General features: G+C 45.7%; 15 protein-coding genes. 1 reads left to right on the top strand and 14 read right to left on the bottom strand.

The genetic code is table 11. From position 1 onward, the window contains the following. Positions 1–121: 121 nt before the first annotated feature. The 13 genes from hemW to BR63_RS07535 all read right to left on the bottom strand — a co-directional run bounded on the left by hemW (position 122) and on the right by BR63_RS07535 (position 16,498). The gene (gene hemW / locus BR63_RS07475) at positions 122–1,258 is read right to left on the bottom strand and encodes a radical SAM family heme chaperone HemW (RefSeq protein WP_034422429.1); all 1,137 of its coding nucleotides are present in this window, start codon (positions 1,256–1,258) and stop codon (positions 122–124) included. 8 nt (positions 1,259–1,266) lie between these two features. Further along, positions 1,267–3,069 carry a translation elongation factor 4 gene (gene lepA / locus BR63_RS07480; RefSeq protein WP_034422428.1) on the bottom strand — a complete coding sequence of 601 codons (1,803 nt, stop codon included), beginning with the start codon at positions 3,067–3,069 and terminating at the stop codon, positions 1,267–1,269. A gap of 111 nt (positions 3,070–3,180) precedes the next feature. Continuing rightward, positions 3,181–4,743 carry a murein biosynthesis integral membrane protein MurJ gene (murJ, locus tag BR63_RS07485; RefSeq protein WP_034422426.1) on the bottom strand — a complete coding sequence of 521 codons (1,563 nt, stop codon included), beginning with the start codon at positions 4,741–4,743 and terminating at the stop codon, positions 3,181–3,183. 39 nt (positions 4,744–4,782) lie between these two features. Then, a complete protein-coding gene (locus BR63_RS07490; RefSeq protein ID WP_034422424.1) occupies positions 4,783–5,154 on the bottom strand; it encodes a hypothetical protein in 372 nt (123 codons plus the stop codon). 136 nt (positions 5,155–5,290) lie between these two features. Further along, positions 5,291–6,244: a 4-hydroxyphenylacetate decarboxylase activase gene (gene hpdA, locus BR63_RS07495; protein ID WP_338056031.1), complete on the bottom strand. Its 954-nt coding sequence runs from the start codon at positions 6,242–6,244 to the stop codon at positions 5,291–5,293. A gap of 82 nt (positions 6,245–6,326) precedes the next feature. Beyond that, positions 6,327–7,619 (bottom strand): MFS transporter, encoded by a 1,293-nt coding sequence (locus BR63_RS07500; protein ID WP_034422421.1) that lies wholly within the window; start codon positions 7,617–7,619, stop codon positions 6,327–6,329. A 106-nt stretch (positions 7,620–7,725) separates the two neighbouring features. Then, positions 7,726–7,992 carry a 4-hydroxyphenylacetate decarboxylase small subunit gene (hpdC, locus tag BR63_RS07505; RefSeq protein ID WP_034422420.1) on the bottom strand — a complete coding sequence of 89 codons (267 nt, stop codon included), beginning with the start codon at positions 7,990–7,992 and terminating at the stop codon, positions 7,726–7,728. A gap of 20 nt (positions 7,993–8,012) precedes the next feature. Continuing rightward, entirely contained in the window at positions 8,013–10,727 is a 2,715-nt protein-coding gene (gene hpdB / locus BR63_RS07510; RefSeq protein WP_034422418.1) for a 4-hydroxyphenylacetate decarboxylase large subunit, read from the bottom strand. Between the two features lie 300 nt (positions 10,728–11,027). Continuing rightward, positions 11,028–11,939, bottom strand: a complete 912-nt coding sequence (locus BR63_RS07515; protein WP_034422416.1) for a response regulator — start codon at positions 11,937–11,939, stop codon at positions 11,028–11,030. Then, the gene (locus BR63_RS07520; RefSeq protein ID WP_081908162.1) at positions 11,917–14,013 is read right to left on the bottom strand and encodes an ATP-binding protein; all 2,097 of its coding nucleotides are present in this window, start codon (positions 14,011–14,013) and stop codon (positions 11,917–11,919) included. The genes BR63_RS07515 and BR63_RS07520 overlap by 23 nt, the downstream gene beginning before the upstream one ends. A gap of 12 nt (positions 14,014–14,025) precedes the next feature. Then, positions 14,026–14,748, bottom strand: coding sequence for a LuxR family transcriptional regulator (locus tag BR63_RS07525; protein ID WP_243270081.1), 723 nt, complete (start codon positions 14,746–14,748; stop codon positions 14,026–14,028). A 229-nt stretch (positions 14,749–14,977) separates the two neighbouring features. Continuing rightward, the gene (gene spoIIP / locus BR63_RS07530; RefSeq protein ID WP_051965761.1) at positions 14,978–16,117 is read right to left on the bottom strand and encodes a stage II sporulation protein P; all 1,140 of its coding nucleotides are present in this window, start codon (positions 16,115–16,117) and stop codon (positions 14,978–14,980) included. Positions 16,118–16,168: 51 nt separating this feature from the next. Beyond that, the gene (locus BR63_RS07535) at positions 16,169–16,498 is read right to left on the bottom strand and encodes a phage holin family protein (protein ID WP_034422414.1); all 330 of its coding nucleotides are present in this window, start codon (positions 16,496–16,498) and stop codon (positions 16,169–16,171) included. Positions 16,499–16,650: 152 nt separating this feature from the next. Here BR63_RS07535 and rpsT point away from each other — a divergent pair, with 152 nt between their 5' ends. Beyond that, positions 16,651–16,917, top strand: coding sequence for a 30S ribosomal protein S20 (rpsT, locus tag BR63_RS07540; RefSeq protein WP_034422413.1), 267 nt, complete (start codon positions 16,651–16,653; stop codon positions 16,915–16,917). 193 nt (positions 16,918–17,110) lie between these two features. Here the strand turns inward: rpsT and holA are convergent, their stop codons facing one another. Then, entirely contained in the window at positions 17,111–18,136 is a 1,026-nt protein-coding gene (gene holA / locus BR63_RS07545) for a DNA polymerase III subunit delta (RefSeq protein WP_034422412.1), read from the bottom strand. Positions 18,137–18,138: the final 2 nt, after the last annotated feature.

An 18,138-nucleotide genomic window follows, 5' to 3' on the forward strand; every position in this document is an offset into this window, starting at 1 on the left:
ACATCTGCCTACCGATATCTGACAACCGATAGTTGGCCAGTTGGCCACGAAGCAGTTACTATTTATTAGTTCCTAGCTTCTAGTGATTTTCAGTCGGACTTCGGAAGTCGGAAAATCGTATTTAAGGTAGAAATTCCTGAAAAACCTCATTGGCAAGATACAAACCCTGCCGGGTTAAAGCCACATGAGTTGCGGTATTCACCAGGTATCCCCGTTTAACCAATTTATCGAGTGTGTTTCCGAAACACTCTTCCATTGTTATATGATGCCTGGCTAAAAAGCGTTCCTTTTCCACACCCTTTAAGAGCCTTAATCCTAGAAACATAGTCTCGCTTCTTTTCATCTCCTCCGTAATTACTTCCTCTTCCGCTCTGAGCTTTTTACCGGAATGAACCGCCCCCACATACTCTTGAAGGGCAGAATGGTTTCTATAACGTATCCCCTGAAGATACCCCGATGCACCTGCACCCAGGCCCATATATTCTTCATTACGCCAGTAAACCTGGTTATGGGCGCTTTCTTTCCCGGGTAAAGCAAAATTACTTATTTCGTAGTGATGATAACCGGCACCGGTCAGAAAATGAATGGCCTCCTCGTACATGGCTAAGGCCAGTTCATTATCAAACTCCTGTATTTCTCCGCGCCGGAGCATGGTATAAAAAGGGGTTCCTTCTTCCACATGGAGCTGGTACAGGGAAATATGTTCCGGTCTTAATGCTGTCACCTTGCGCAGGTTCTCTTGCCACCCCGCCAGTGATTGCCCTGGCAGGCCGTACATCAGATCCAGATTAATATTAGCAAATCCTGCTTCCCTGGCCAGACTGTAAGTATTATACACTTCTTGCGGGGTGTGTATACGCCCCAGCCTTTTTAAATCATCTTCTAAAAAGCTCTGTACCCCCAGGGAAAGGCGGTTACACCCACTCTCCAGGAGGGCCAGGATTTTTTCCTTATTTATAGTGCCGGGGTTACCCTCTACGGTACACTCCATATTATCCCCAAAAGTAAAAGAGGCGTGTAAAAAGGAAAAGAGAAGGCTTAGCTGCCTGCCGGACAAACAGGTAGGCGTTCCTCCTCCGATATAAAGACTTTTAAACTTTTCTTCAGGAAACAAGCTCCCATAATATTTAGCTTCTTTACACAAGGCCTGCAGGTAGGTCTCCTTCTCTCCTTCCCCCCTGCCGGGATAAGAGGTGAAATCACAATACCGGCATTTGACTTCACAGAAAGGGATGTGTACATAAAGAGCGCGTTCCATCTGCCCACCTACTTATCATCAAGGCTTAAGACGGCCATGAAGGCTTCCTGGGGAATTTCCACGCTGCCCACCTGCTTCATACGCCGCTTACCTTCTTTTTGCTTTTCCAGGAGTTTGCGTTTACGGGTAATATCCCCGCCATAACACTTATCAAGCACGTTTTTACGCATAGCTTTAATGGTTTCCCTGGCGATGATCTTATTACCAATGGCAGCCTGGATAGGCACTTCAAACATCTGCCGGGGAATAATTTCCCGCAGTTTCTCCGTAAGGGCCCGCCCCCGGGTGTAAGCCCGGTCACGGTGCACGATAAAGGAGAGGGCGTCGACAATTTCCCCGTTTACCAGGACATCCAGTTTGACCAGGTCCGACTCCTTATAGCCGGTTACTTCATAATCCAGAGAGGCATAGCCCCGGGTACGGGACTTCAACTGGTCAAAGAAATCATAAACGATTTCACTTAAAGGCAGGTCATACTTCAGCATGACCCGGCTAGCCGAGAGATAATCCATAGTCAGGAAGGTTCCCCTCTTCTCCTGGGCCAGTTCCATGACCGGACCTACATAATCGGTCGGCACCATAATGGTGGCCGTGACATAGGGTTCGGAGATGGATTCGATTTGCTGGACAGGCGGCAGTTTCGTGGGATTATCAATTTCGATTAACTCGCCGTTGGTTTTAAGAATCCTGTAGATAACACTGGGGGCTGTGGTTAAGAGGTTTAAGTTATATTCCCGCTCCAGCCGTTCCTGGATAATTTCCATATGCAGAAGACCTAAGAAACCACAGCGAAAACCAAAACCTAAAGCGACTGATGTTTCCGGTTCATATATTAAGGAAGCATCATTGAGCTTTAACTTTTCCAGGGCATCACGAAGGTTTTCGTAATCACCGGTATCAATAGGATAGAGGCCGCAGAAAACCATGGGTGTTACCTTGCGGTAGCCCGGCAATGGTTCTGCAGCCGGCTTTTCCCCATCGGTGATGGTGTCACCCACCCTGGTGTCTTTCACGTTTTTGATACTGGCCGCCATAAAGCCCACAGTACCGGTAGTCAATTCATCCACCATGCGCATGGCCGGCGTAAAGACACCAACCTCCGTCACTTCGAACTCTTTCCCTGTAGACATCATTTTGATCTTCATACCCTTTTTGATGGAGCCATCCACAACCCGTAAATAGGAAATAGCTCCCTTATAGGGATCGAAGTGGGAATCGAAAATCAGGGCCTTTAAAGGAGCCTGGGGATTGCCTTGGGGAGGTGGAACCTTTTGGATTACCGCCTCTAATATTTCAGGTATGCCGATTCCCTCTTTGGCCGAGGCCAGGATGGCTTCGCTGCAGTCAAGACCGATGATTTCTTCGATTTCCTTTTTTACCCGTTCCGGTTCGGCACTGGGCAAATCTATCTTATTAATGACCGGGATGATTTCCAGGTCATGTTCCAGGGCCAAATACACGTTGGCCAGGGTCTGGGCCTCAATACCCTGGGCCGCATCCACCACCAGGATAGCCCCTTCGCAGGCGGCCAAACTGCGGGAGACTTCGTAAGTAAAGTCCACATGGCCCGGAGTATCAATGAGGTTTAAGAGGTATTCCTTGCCATCAGAACCCACATATTTCATGCGTACGGCCTGGAGTTTTATGGTAATGCCCCTTTCCCGCTCCAGCTCCATCTGGTCCAGTACCTGATCCGTCATTTCCCGGGCGCTAAGAGCACCTGTATATTCTAAGAGCCGGTCAGCCAGGGTCGACTTGCCATGGTCAATATGGGCGATGATACAAAAATTGCGTATATGCTCCTGACTCATGTTTCCTCCTTACAGTTAGTTACTAGTTACTAGTTATTAGTTACTAGTGGGAAAGTTCGCTTCGCAAAAAGATACTCAAAATATTATAGCAATTATCCTATAGGGTAGCAACTAGCGCCGCTTCTGGAAACGCCTGAGGAATAAGGATTTGGCCAGTTCTCCTTCTTCCATTTTGAGAAGCAGTACCAGGACAGCAAAGACAAGGACACCAACACTGACCCCACCCCCCACCTGCAGCAGCTGGCCAAATTTAGTAGTTGTCCCTACTAACATTTCGATAAACCGGGCCGTTAAATAGGCAATCAAACCCATAACCAGGGAGACAAGCAGAGTCTTGGTAAAAGACGCCAGGATTCTTTTTCCGTCAATGCCCCCGATTTTTTGTCTTAAGATCAGGAGGAGTCCTAAAAGGTTAACGATTCCCGCTATGGAATAAGCCAGGGCCAGCCCGCCGTGGCCCAGGGGTTTTATCAAGAGAAAGTTCAAAGCAATATTCACCAGAATAGTGCCAATTCCTACGGTAACGGGCGTCCTGGTATCCTGAAGGGAGTAAAATACCCTGTTTAAGAGCTGGATGGCAGAATAAGCAAACAAGCCGATGCTGTAAAACAAGAGGGCATAGGCTGTAGCCCGGGTATCCTCTACGGTAAACTTTCCTTGCTGAAAGAGAAGGCGCACCACAGGAGTCTTCAGGGCAATTAACCCCACGGCAGCGGGCAAAGTGACAAAGATAATGGTGCGGACACCTAAAGACATGGTTTTTTTGAATTCTTCTTTCTCTCCCCGGGCGGCGTGTCCGGTTAAAGTAGGAAAGACGGCTACAGCAATGGCGATGGCGAAAATACCTATGGGCAGCTGCATAATACGCTGGGCATTTCTTAAGGCAGTAATCATACCTTCAGAAAGACTGGAACCAAGGTTTTGGTTAACAAAAAGGTTAAAGTGGGTTACCGAAAGTCCGATTAACACGGGTAAGATTAAGGTGCCGATCTTTTTGACACCGGGGTGGCTCAAGTCCATAATTGGACGGTACCGTAAACCCAGCTTTAAGAGAGCCGGCAGCTGTACGGCAAAATTTAAAGCGGCCCCTACCACCACACCAATGGCAAAACCTACTATGCCAAAGGATGGAGCCAGCAGTAAACCTACCACAATGATCCCCAGGTTATACATCACCGAGCCTACGGCAGGCGCCAGGAAATGCTGATAGGAATTAAGAATCCCCATAGAGATGCCGTTTAAAGCCATAAAGAAAGTTTGTAAAAACATGATACGGGTCATTTTCACCGTCAGGTCCAAATTGTCGGGGGAAAAGCCGGGAACGAGGATATAAATTAAGGCAGGCGCAAAAATAAAACCGATGGTGATTCCCACCAGCATCAGAATGATGACAATATTAAAAATTGTACTGGCAACACGCCAGCCGTCCTCTTCTTTCTGGGTGGCAATATAACTGGAGAATACAGGGATAAAGGCAGAACTTAAGGCTCCCCCCACCAGTAAATAATATAGAAAATCCGGAATAGAAAAGGCTGCGTTGTAGGCATCGGTGAATTTGTTCTGGCCAAAGCGGGCTAAAATGACCATATCCCGCACATATCCGATAATCCGGGAAAGGACCATGGCCACCATGATGATCCCGGCAGCCTTGGCTACCTTTGTACCTGTCGACATTGAGAAACACCTTCTAATCTCGTTTTACGCTAAATAATTCTATCGAAACTGCCTAAGCTTGTCTACAACAATTTCCTTAAGGCCTCTATAGCCATGTAAGCCCAGGGACCTGGTATCTTGAAACAACTTGATGAGGCTGTCTCTGGCGGCAGCGGGAGCAGCTTTCAGTTTTTCGGCAAGAGGCAGCTGAGGGATTGCAGGCCCTTGGGGAATTCTCACATTATCCAGAGCGAAATCCTGCCCCACCAGTTTTAACTGGATTTTTTCCGCTTCATAGTGAAAAGAGAGCATATCTTCCACAGGCCACTGGGTAATTCTTTTCATGCTGTAAAAAGTGGTGAAAAGCCCCAGACTCATAAAAACAAGGGCAAACAGGGAGATCAGCATCATTTGTTTCCTGTAAGAAAGCATGGCCTTCCTCCTTTCTCTTCATACACTTCCCGTAATCGGGATGATTTAAACAAAGGAAAAAGGCATTGCACGAAGCAATGCCCATATGTCTTATGTTTTAGATAACACTACCTTGCGACTATTTTTGATCCACGAGTTAAAAAGGAGTATCATGGCCTACATAACAAAGAATATCCCTCTCTAAAAAGATGTCCTGGAGAGGGCCCAGTACTTCCTCTGGTATTCCTTCCTTTTCACTATAGGGATAGTCCATTCCCAACTGCCGCCATTTGGATTCTCCCAGGCGGTGAAAAGGAAGGAGATTGATCTCCTTCAATCCTACCTTTTTCATAAAATCAGCCGTAGCGATAATATTATCCTCAGAATCGTTGAACCCCTCTATTACTGGCATGCGTATCACCAGCCTGCCCGGCCAGTGCGAGGTAACCAAAGCAACTATATTGGCTAAAATGATTTCATTCGTAACGCCCGTTTTTTCTTTATGCCTTTCAGGGTCCATATGTTTGATATCGATAAAAGCGAAATCGATATACTTCATGGCTTGCAAGAGGAAATCCCTGTCGGTATAAGCTGTGGTTTCCACGGCAGTATGGATATAAGCTTCCTTGCATTTTTTCAAAACAGCTAAAATAAAGTCTCGTTGTAAGAAGGGTTCCCCGCCGCTGAAGGTCACGCCTCCTCTGGCTCCCCAAAAATTCCTGTCCCTGTTTAGAATACGCATCAGCTCCGACTCACTTATCCATTTACCGCAAACCACTAAAGCCTCATGGAGACAGGCCTCAGTACATTCCATGGTTTCACAGGAGGCGCAAATAGTCCAGTTAATCATTATACCCGTACCGTCACTATACCTACTGATGGCCTCAAAGGGACAGGCCCGTAGACAACGCGTACAACCTTGGCTCAAGTGAACACACTTGCTCATTCTTAACATCGGCCTCCGGCGGTATTCCCATCCTTCCGGATTGGCACACCACTGGCATCGCAAAGGACACCCGCTCAAGAAAACCAAAGTCCTGCAGCCGGGTCCGTCGTGCACAGAATAACTCTGAATATCAAAAACTAACCCCTTATTCTCTTTCAACATCATTCCTCCCTTGTGTCCTTGTCCTTAGCCACGGGAAGAATAAGGACAGCTTCCAACGTTCCCTCACCCCCCACGCAGCTGCTTATTACGCCTTAATCTCAATATCCCCTGAAGTATTAGTAGGTTCGGCACTTAAAGGAAGTGTCATGGCTACCAGGGCAGAAAGGGCAAAGGAACACAAGGCAAAGATAATCGAATAGAAGTAGGAACCGGAGAGATCAAAGAGATAACCGCCCATAAAACTTCCCAAAGCAGGTCCGATCCCCATGACTACTAAGGTAGCTAATCCCCAGATCTTCCCCAGGCTTTTTCTGCCATAGACGGCTCCCGCGTAACCGGCAACACCACCCGGTTCAATAGCCCAGTAGACAGCAAAGAGAACGCAGGAAATCAGGCCAAAAAAGATGGAAGTCCTGGTCATTAACAGGCAAATACAGGCTACAACTCCTACGAGGGGAGCAAAAATCAGCATAATTTTCCGCCCTTTAACCTCATTCTTCAGCTTCTGTACCGCTTTATCAGCCACCACGCCCATGAGGGGCATACTGAAAATACCTACAATCCCAATGGTAACATAAAGGTTGGTAGCACTGCTGAGGGCCATCTTCACATCTTTTGTCCAATACATGACAACCTGAGTCCAAATCAGAAATTCGGCCACCATACTGGTGAGAAAGGCCAGTATAGCCCCCCAAATAGCATATTTGCTAAAGGCCTCTTTAAGATTCCAATCATACTCAGTTGCTGCCGGGGCGGCGGAACTGGCGGGAGCAAGACCAAAAGGCTTGACATTATAGGCTTCAGGATTTTTCTTAGCCAGCAGAGCAGCTATAATGAGGGCTATGAACACGACTAATGCTAAACCTTGCATGGCCTGACGCCAATCCATGGTTAACAAAACCTTTTTAACCCCCAAGCTCAGGACAACCTGGGCTACCGGAGCCCCCATAAAAGCCATCCCCCACATTTTAGCGTAATATTTACCAATATACCATTTACGTACAGAAACAGTAGAGGAAACCCACAGCATCCCAGTGCCTATCCCTGCAAAGATGGCATAAGAAGCCAAATATTGTCCATAGCTGTCGGTTAAACTGGTTACATAAAATCCCAATGCGGCAAAAACAGAGCCAATAAGATAAGCAGGTTTAGTTCCCCATTTATCAATTATCATCCCACTGAAGAAGGCTGTAACGGCATACACTGTCATCATTAGAGAGTAACCAATGGATGTTTGGGACACAGTCCAACCCATACTCTTGGACATAGGACCTAAGAGAACAGAGAAGGTAGCCCGGTAGCCGAAAAGACAGAATACAGCCAGCCAGGAAGCGGCCACTACCATATAACCTATTTTTTTTGCACTACTATCTTCCATATCTTCACCTTCATTTCAATTTAGTTTTTTTAACCACGGTCAAGCCCTAAATTAGGCCAGAAGGGTGCAATGGCCTGCGCTGCACCCTTCCCCTTCCTAATAGGTGTTATTTTGCTTTATACATTTCACAGGTTACCGCTCTGAGATCTGCATATGTCCAATAATTATCCTTAAACCCAACACAAGTGCCCAGGGATTTTTCATCAGGAACTGTAAAGTTCACACAAACTTTGCATTTGGGTAAGGCTTTAAATTGCTCACAAGCAGGGGTATCAATGAGCACATTCATTTTTTTGACGTTGCAGAAACCCTTGGCTACGTCAATAGGTATAAAATTCCTGCAGTCATCATGCTTTAAATTACCTTTAGTCATTCTATCATCCCTCCGTCTCTTTAAATTCCTTCATATTCAGTTCTGGCTATGACTTCATCCTGAATAGGCTTACCGATTTCCACCCAGTACTGGGTAAAGCCGGCCACCCTGACCATCAGGTCCCTGTATCCCTCGGGATGGGCCTGGGCATCCTTCAAAATTTTAGAGTCTACAATGTTGTACTGGATATGGAAACCGCCCCGTCTCATATAAGCCCGCGTCAACTCCAGGAGCTTCTTAGAACCTTCCAGCCCTCTAACGGCGTTGGGATGAATCTTCAGGTTCATCTGAGAGTTTTGCGATTGCGCCTGATCCCAAACGGTAGCCGAGGTAAAGAGGGCATAGGGGCCATTCCTATCGGTGCCGGGATAAGCAGACATTGAGCCGTCAGCATACGTAGTCCCTGCTAAGCGGCCATCGGCAGAGGCCAGGGTAGCCGCCCCTTGCGGTCCGTGGGTAGAAACGGAGATCTGGCAGGAGTACAAAGGTTTGCCGTAGAGGGATTCATAATGAGTACACATGTCACAGAACCAGTCTTCGTATTCTTTCAGAACAGCGTCGGCATAAGGATCATCGTTACCATATTTAGGCGCTTTCAAACAGTCACTGTGGATCTTGTCGTATTTATCCCCATCCTCTTTCTTCTCTTGGGCCGCGAGGGAGAAGCTTCCTACTTCTGCCGCTGTCTTAAAACCAAAGTTATCTAGAATGGCTTGGCGCATTTCATCCAGGCTGTATTTTTTCTCTTCATAAACTAATTTCTTAAGAGCCACCAGAGCGTTAATCTGGTTGATCTGGCCGCAACTTTCTACGTTGAAAGTAGCATTATAACGTATACCCAGGTTGCCGATATGATGTCCCTTCTCCAGGCAGTCGGGTTTGCAAAGAGAATGGAAAATGGACATATTGTGTTTGCGCCAGATATCATGCTGAATGTTATTGGTTGTCGTGAGGGCATCTACAATGATTTCATAGTACTCTTTGAAAGTATCCCATAACTCTTCATAAGTTTCCAGCTTCTTATTATGGGGTGGCAGGACCTGTTCTTTGGTCCTATGGTCATAACCATTGAACAGCACCAGTTCCAGGACTTTGGGGTTGGCGATAAAGTGAACGCCTACACTGGTTGGCTGGCCGGCTCCCCCGGGAATCCAGTATGTTTTGCCGTTCAAAGTGAGTTCATGCCAGGCACAGGGTGATGTCTCCAAACAACCGCCGATGGCAATGGCCCGTGCCTCCTCCAGGGTCATTCCTTCAGACCCGTATTGTTTCAGGAGAAATTGAATGGCATTCTGATTGTTCATCCAGGCCGGATAACCCGTGCCCGTCTTGTTACATTCAACGGCCTTCAACAGGAAGTCTTCGGGGAGTTTTTCATCGTACAATACCGAAAGGGTAGGCTGGGTGGTTTCATTGGTCATGCCGGCTTCCATAATCAGCATTTCCAGCCGGTTGGCGGCTGATCTGCCGTCTCTGGTCAAACCGCCCATACTCAGGTTATTGAAGGTATTCCCGGAGAGCACACCGCCGACCACACCCGTGGAGGCAAAGCAATCGATGCAGGTGAACTTCATTCTGTGACATTCCAAAAGCTCCAGGACCTGGCCTTCATCGATGCGCCCTGCTTCCATATCCTGTTCAAACCAGGGCCACAGGACTTGCCCCAGCCTGCCGGGCGACATACCGGAAATAGCATCTTCGTTCAGGACAGCAATATGGATCAGATAAGTGAGTTGTAAAGCTTCCCGGAAGGTACGGGGCTGTTGGGAGGAAATCCAGTCCATGATTTCAGCAATTTCTTCATATTCTTTTTTCTGCTGGGCATCATCAACGCATTCCGCCGCTAATCTCCTTGCCTCCTTCGCATAATTGCGAATCCAGGCCTGAATGCCTTCTAAAACTAAAATCACAGCTTCATAGAAGTACAGCCGGTCCATACCAATCAGCCCGTCTCCGTCAGCCCTTCCCGCTACCTCAGCTTTTTTCTCCTTAGCCATCTTAATCAGACCGTCAAAACCATACTGGAGAGGATAATAGTAATTTATAACTTCCCGGCCCAATGGTAAGGTGTAGCCAGAATCGAACATACAAACCAAACTTCTCATGACTTTTTCTTTTATGTCATATTCAGGAACCATCTGTTCGTACTTGTGGCCCAAATCATCTACGGATTTTCCGACCCATTCCTTCGCACACTTGACAAGGGCGCCTACTTCCTCATTACGAAGGCCAAATTTACCGGCAATGGAGGTGACATTACCAAAGCTCTGGACAACGTTTCCCCCACCGGAGCCGAACTTGCTTAGTTCTCCTGCACTCACACTGCCTCTTTCCAAAGCAGACTTATAAAGCTCATCTTCTTTGGCCATATAGTACCCTTCAGACAGCCAAGGCATGGGAAAAGAGCCTCTATAATAGAAAGCTTTTCCCCCCACAAGGAGTTCACCGGGCCAAATGGTAGGCGTAATATGCGAAAAGGCATGTTTCAGCGCCGCCGCTCTCCTGACCACAGGGATCTCTCCTTCCAGTTCCCTATATTTACGAGTATACCAGTAAGGAAACTCCATGGTCGCCGAAGACAAGGTATTATAGTATTGCTCCTTCAGTTTTTTCACTCTTGGAAAAGGTTCTTTTTTAATTTCCCGCCCCACCATTTCCTCAGGGGCTTTGCCACCATACTGGAAATTAATGTCCAGCCCTTTTTCCGCTAGAATATCAGCCAGTTTCTTTACCATCCGAACAATCCTCCTCCTAACCTTTTTAAACGATCCAGGCTAAAGATTGACTTCACTGCAATGAACTCTGGGCACCTCCTTTCAATTTGTTCCATTGTCTCCTCAGCTTTGATTCTAATAGAGCCGGTTTGGGGGTTATATCAGTCAGAAGTTGGATAATGTGACGAACTTTTCAGGCCGTTTCCGCCTCAGGCCCTACCGTGGGCTTTTTCCTCCCCCCACTATGTTGTAAAGTTGTTTTGCTTTACAGCCAAAAGGGCAAAAAAGTAAACCGCCAATTGACGGTCGTCAAATGACGGTTTACTTGCTTAAAGTCAAACGTTCTATAAATTTCTCATCTTCTAGCACCTGCCCCAGTGCTTTTTCTACACTGGCAGCCCAACACCCTCCCTTCACCTCATCCCCGAAGAGAATCAAAGCCACTTCCTTAGAACCCTGCTCCTCCCACAATTCTACAAAACGATTGACACCCGCTAAAATCTGGAGCTGCCAAGGAATTTCTTTTTCTTTTAAACCAGCGGGGAAACCCTGACCGTTTAACTTTTCGTGATGCCCCCGTACCAAATCTTTCAGCCAATGGCCCATCTGTAAAGGCTGAACCATCCTTTCTCCTAGCCAGGTGTGTTCCGGCGAGGACCCCGTTACAATTTTACCGATATCATGCAAGGACGCCCCGATTAAGAGTTGTTCCTGCTGCTGGTCTGGGAGAGCCAAAAGTTTGGCCACCTTCCGGCAGTATTCCCGGACCCTGGCCACATGTAAATAAAGATGCTGGTCCCGGGTCTTCATGATTTCCAGTAAGGTTTCTACAACCTGGCACTGGTGCTCCATTTTTTCCAGCACCTTTTTTTGTTTGATCAGGGAGGCTATCCTGTATTTCAACTCGTTATAGTTTATAGGTTTGGATAAGAAGATTTCTGCACCCACTTTAAAGCCACGCAGGCGGTCTTCTACATCATTCAAGACAGTTAACATAATAATGGGAATATCCTGGGTCCGGGGGTTGTTTTTTAGTTCATGACAAACCTCAAAACCATTCATACCGGGCAGCATCACATCTAAGAGAATCACATCGGGTTGATGCTCCAGGGTCAGGTTAATAGCTTCCCTCCCTTGAAAGGCTTGATATACTTCATACCCCCAATTGGCTAAGATGTCTTTCATTAAATCGCAATTTTGTTCATTATCATCAACAATTAAGACCTTTTCCATTGCCATCCCTCTTTGCCACTACATTAGCCCTACTGGCTAAAAACGATTCTGTATCAATGGGTATGGTAAAGATAACCTCCGTTCCCTGGTCCGGTTTGCTAGTGAGATAAATCTCCCCACCGTGCATTTCTACCAGTTTCTTAGTCAACGGTAAACCCAGACCTGTCCCTTCATGCTGTCGTTCGTAAGAACTATCCACCTGTTCAAACTCTCTAAAAACCCTTTCTTGGTCCTCCTCTTTAATCCCTATGCCGTTATCCCTTATCATTACCTGCATAAATTCCCCTCTCTTATACACCTCTACCTCTACCTTTCCTCCCTCAGGTGTAAACTTAATGGCATTGGACAGGAGATTATACAAAATCTGCTTGAGCTTTTTCCCGTCGGCTTTAATCATAAAATCTCCGGGAAATATTTGAGTAGACACTTCAATATTTTTACGGTAGGCCAGAGTTTTGACGACTTGAAAACTGTTGGCAACGATCTCCGCAATATAAAAATGACTTAAGGATAGGGTCATCTTTCCCGCCTCAATCTTGGAGAGATCCAGGATATCATTGATCAACTGCAGCAAATGCACACCGCTGTTCCAAATGTTTTGAATATATTTCTCCTGTTTTTCGTTGAGGGAACCAAAAATTTTATCCCTTAAAATTTCAGAAGCAGAAATAATGGCATTTAAAGGGGTCCTCAGTTCATGGCTCATATTGGCCAGAAACTGTGATTTTACCTCATCGGCTTTCTTTAAGGCGATGATGGCCTGCCGCAGATCCTGGGTCCGGGCCTCTACCTTTTCTTCCAGTTCATCATTCATCACTTGCAACTGTTCAGCCAATTTTTGCTGCTGGTCATGCTCTTCTTTCAACTTATCTAAGAACCGTTTCCTTTCCTCTTCACTTTCCTTTAAATCACGGGCCATTTTTTGAAAGGTTTTTAAGAGAATGGTCGTCTCGCTGCGGCCATCTTCCAGGAGTTCTTCTTTAATGATTAAATCCCGTTCACCCCGCACAATAGCTTCCGCGAACCTGGTGGCTTCTATAATAGGCCTGGTAATTCTCAGGGATATTCGGCGTCCAATGACCAGCATAATACACAAACACAAGAAAGTAACCACAAAAATCAAGTTACGGTTCGTATTAATCAGCACGGAAAACTTTTCTTCGGGGATCCCTACGCCCAGGACCCCCACAATTCGTCCTTCATGATCTGAGATAGGCTCGTCTAAAAAAACATGAATTTCATCATCCATATTCACCCGGCCAAAATAGGAATTCTTAAGTCCTTCCAGGCTCTCCAGGGGAATAGGTATTCGGCTTCCTATGAAGTTTTCTTTTTTGGGGCTGCGGATATTGGAGGTAACACGGACACCCTGAATAGAGATGGCTAAATAGGAATCTTTTACGCTTAAACTGTAGGTTTTGGGGAAATATTGATCGTTGTTGACAATATCCCCTACCAGCAAAAATCCTGAGAGACGTTCTTTGTGGTCATCCCAGTAAATGGGAGCAACGGCCACTCCGGCTAAACATTTGGTGAGATATTGTTGCTCCTCTGATCCTCCTTGGCCGTTACGGGCTATTTTCACTTTGAACTTATTGTATTCCTCCGAATCGGGAGGAAACAGATCGTTCAAGTCAAACATCGTTTCGGAAGACAAGGCTTCTTTATTCTGGCCAACCTGCTCCATCAATCCTTGCAGAACTTCTAAATTTTGCTTTTTAGTGGCGGGTAAGCTGACTAAAGGGTCCTTGTTGGCATCCAAAACAATAATAAAGTCCAGATAATCATAGACGGTTTTTAACTCCCCTAACTCCTGGCCCAGGGAAAGAAGATTTTTCTCCTTCACACTTTTCCGGAATTCAGGAGATTGAGTAAAAGTTTGACAACCCTTTTTCATCTCTTCCAGCCGGCCAATCATCCGGTTCCGGGCAATTTTTAAGGCATTTTCCAAATAACTCTGGGCACTTTTTTCTATTTGCTTATCCAAAACTAAGGTAGAAATAAGGAACAGTAGAAGCATAGGGACAACCACAAGGACAATAACAAAAATTAAAAGCTTTTTATTGATAGACATAAATGCCTCCTGCTAGACGACATTATTCTGTCTACAAAAAATAATTAACTGCATTCTGTCTTTCATCTCTAATTTGGCTAAAATATTACTTACATGAGTCTTTACCGTTTTTTCACTAATATATAAATGTTCAGAAATCTCCTTATTGGTCAGCCCGTCGTTGATCAACTCAACAATCTCTATTTCCCTTCGGCTCAATTTATTTTGTAAAAAACGTAACTCTTTCGGTGTCCTATTCTTAGTGGGGCCTTCCTGTGTTAATTCCTGACGGCCGTCGAGGAGGTTAAATGTTTCCCCCAACAAGTTGATGATATCTTTTAGTTTCCTTTCGGCCAAGATAGGCACGTTACAATCAATTTTGCTGCTGTCATAGCTTTCTTTTTTATTCAGGTTGACGCCGCCGCCATAGGCTACACAAACAATTTCGTTGCAATTAAATATAGGACAGACAAAAAGGGTAAGTCCCATATAACATTCAAAAATATGGGGTTTTTGCTGTTTTAGAACATAATTGATCGCATCCTGCCGTTCCCGAATGCAGCGTTCTCTGTTTTTCCTCATCATATAGTGACAAAACAATAAGGAATTGGACCAAATCGTGAGGGGTTTGCCTTTAGAGGACAAGATACATAAGCTGATTTCGAATGATTTAGCAAAAGAATCCTGGAAGGCTTGGATTTTCTCTTTACCCACTTTTTTTAGCCATGTTTGGTAAAGTAAGGGTTCTTTTTCCACAATCCTCACCTCATTTTTTTTACGGTAGACTACAGGCAAAGGGTAAACTTGCACTGACCCTAGAATTAGCATTTCCTGCCAACATTATATCACTACGGACAAAAGCATGTATGACTAAAGAATTATTGTAGTGTTTTTTTATTTTACTGCAAAGCTCCCCATTTATCTTTGAGTTTGCCAAAGCTAAAAAAATGAAAAAGAGAGCCTGAACTCTCTTTATACTATTATTTTATTTCCCTTTCAACACCTCAGCAATGACATCCGCCATTAACTTGGCCGAGTTCTTGGCATCATCCAAGGTATTCAAGTCACTGCCAAATTCTAATAACAAGGCCCGGGGATGCAGGTGCTGGTTGTAGCGCCGGCCTTTTGCCAGGCGTATACCTTTTATTAAATCCGGATACATTTCATTGGCTTTTTTCTCTATCTTTTCGGCGAAGGCTAAATTTTCCTTCCAGCGGGGATGCTCCGTTCCCACCACAATAAGTACCTTGGCACAATCTTTCTTGTTGATACGGGTCAAAGTACTGGAACGGGATTGCAGTCCAGCATCACGGTGAATATCGATAACCGTCTGAATTTTGGAATTTTGTTTCAGAAGGGCCTGGACCGTCCGCATAGAATTAATATAGGATTTGGTCCAGTCGGGATAATCATGGATGATATCAGTGGTGAGAGTCTTAATTTTATGTTTACTCTCAATAGCCTGGGCCAGGGTTTTGCTAACGGTCACCACGCCGCCGTTTTTCCCCTCCTGCCTGGAGAGGCCTTCGGAAGGACGATAAGATTCAGCATTGTGGGTATTATAAATGAGAATCATGGGTTCACCGTTCAACTGAACAGGCGGAAACTCCGTATCGGGAATGGGTACCCAATCATCCAGATTGTCATCCTGGCCCGGCAGGTAAAAGTCTTCTTCACCATTCTCATCTATAGTGGTATCTAAAGCCGTTACTGCTGCATTACCCGGAAGGGAAGAAAAACTCAATTCTCTCCCCATAATTAAAGCCGGATTACGGGAGTCTACCCCTGTGATGGCCAGCATAATATGGTGAAAGAAGTTGTCCCATTCCCCTAAGAAATCTGAGTTTTGCATAGCCAGTGACCCCACCGGCAAACCTTCATGTAATATTTTCCGGTGATCCAAATCCTCTAAGCCTATAACATGATAGATTTTTTGCAAAATATCCTGCGATACGGGCTTTGCACCTGTGGAAACAGGCACACTCAACGGTTCTCTGTGGGAGATGAACAAAACAGTCAGTATTATAATTAATCCTAGTAAAACAAAGCCCCTTCTAAATTTTAGAGGCTTGACCCTCCATAACCAATGCCGGGAAAAGGGTGATTTGCGCCTGAAAAAAAACATACTTCCCCATCCTTTCCTTAGACTATATGAATGGGGAAGAAAGAATATGCCTTAACGTAATTCAGTGGGTACGATAGCATCTACAAGCCCAATGACCAGAGAAGCCAGTAATGCACCGATTATGGATACACTCATCATTCCTGGCAGGATAAATTGGGTGAGATAAATCACTACGGCAGCAGTGAGAAAACCCACAAAACCGCGGGCCTGAGGTGAAACACGTTTACCCATAAGTCTTTCCGCCACCCACCCCAGCACGGCAATGACAATTGCCGCTAACAGGGCTCCGGTAAAGCCGGCTACCGAGATACCGGGCAATAGCCAGCTTACAATAAGTAAAACAAGGGCCGAAACGATAAAGCGAACGATGGCACCTAGCATTTTTTCACCTCCTTTTTTACTAGCTTAAACGAATCGCTATAAACTTATACTAACTGTGTCAAGATCTTCTTGCCTTTTCCAGGCAAGAATGATAAAATGTAGTTCGTGAATTTTTTATTGCGAAAGCAACCCTTAAAGGAGGTGAACTGGATATGGCCAACATCAAATCAGCATTAAAAAGAGCAAAAATAGCCCGCATTCGTACTGTCAGGAATGCTGCCTATAAATCAATGATGAAAACTGCAGTTCGCCGTTTTGAAAACGCCCTTAAGGGAGCTGACCTTGAAGCAGCCAAGGATACTCTGGTAAGAGCTATTCGTGTTATCGACAAACTTGCTGCCAAGGGTATTATCCATAAAAATATGGCGGCCCGGAAAAAATCCCGCTTAACACGGAGATTAAATAAAACTGCAAGCTAAAAAATAAGCGTCATGATATGACGCTTATTTTTTACGATTTCCGGCTATTCCTCCAAATCCAATATCCGATTTCCGAAGTCTGAATTAGTGACCAGAGCCCGGTGTCCAGTGACCGGTTAATAATAACTGACCACAGGTTACCGGTCACCGCTAGTAACTAATAACTAGTAACTACTTCGCTGCCAACCGCGAACTACGAACTAGTTGCTAGCTTCAGTATCAGGTTTTCCAGCGCAGCCTGGACAGGAGAACCGTTTTTTAAGGCAAAATCGGTTTCCAGGATGATCTCCAGGTTGCGCTCAAGTTCTGGGAAGGTGAAATTCCTGGCCTGGCGCAGGATTTTCCCGGTAACATAAGGATGAAGGGATAGTTCCGCCGTAATCTGTTTTTCGGAAAACCCTCTCTGTTCCAGGTCCTTCACCATTAGGATAAGACGAAACTGTCGGGCGATCATAAAGAGAATACGGATGGCCGGTTCACCCATTACCAGGAGGTTCCTTAACTCATGAAGGGCCTCCTCTGTTTTTCTCAAACCCAGACTATCCACCAGGTCAAATATATTGGCTTCAATGCTTTTGGTTAACAGCTTTTCCACTACCGGCAGGGAAATGGTCCGCTCCTCTCCGGCAAAAAGGGCCAGTTTATCCAGTTCATTTTTAAGAGAGCGCAGGTCATGACTGGCGTGAAAGACAATATACTCCAGCGCATTGGGTTCGAGAACCTTTCCCAGGGCCCCGGCCTGTTCCTGCAGCCAGTTGCTGAGTTCCGTCCCCTTTAAGGGAGTGACCTCTACAACCTGGCCCTTTTTCTCTATTGTCTTGTATAACTTTTTACGTTTATCCGCTGTTTCCTTTAACCAGAAAACCAGGCAGGTGGAAGATAAAGGTTCCGAGATGTATTCTATCAGGCACTTATCATCGACGCCGGTATCCTCCCCTTCCTTTTTCTTGCTCAAAAAATAGGGAGAAGGCCGTTTGACAATCACCAGTCTTTTTTCGGCAAAGACGGGCAGGGTATTGGCACTGGCCACAATTTGCCCGGGTGAGACATTCTCACCGTCAAGCTCGTCATAATTGAAATCCCCTGTTTCCGGCGTTAAAAGATGTTCCTTTAAAGCCTTAATAATCAACTCCTGCAGGTACTCTTCTTCACCGTGCAGGAGATAAACAGGAGAGACCATACCACGTTTAATACTATTAATAACACTCTGAAACAGCATGA

The organism is Thermanaerosceptrum fracticalcis (assembly GCF_000746025.2).
In the GTDB taxonomy this organism is placed as follows: domain Bacteria; phylum Bacillota; class Peptococcia; order DRI-13; family DRI-13; genus Thermanaerosceptrum; species Thermanaerosceptrum fracticalcis.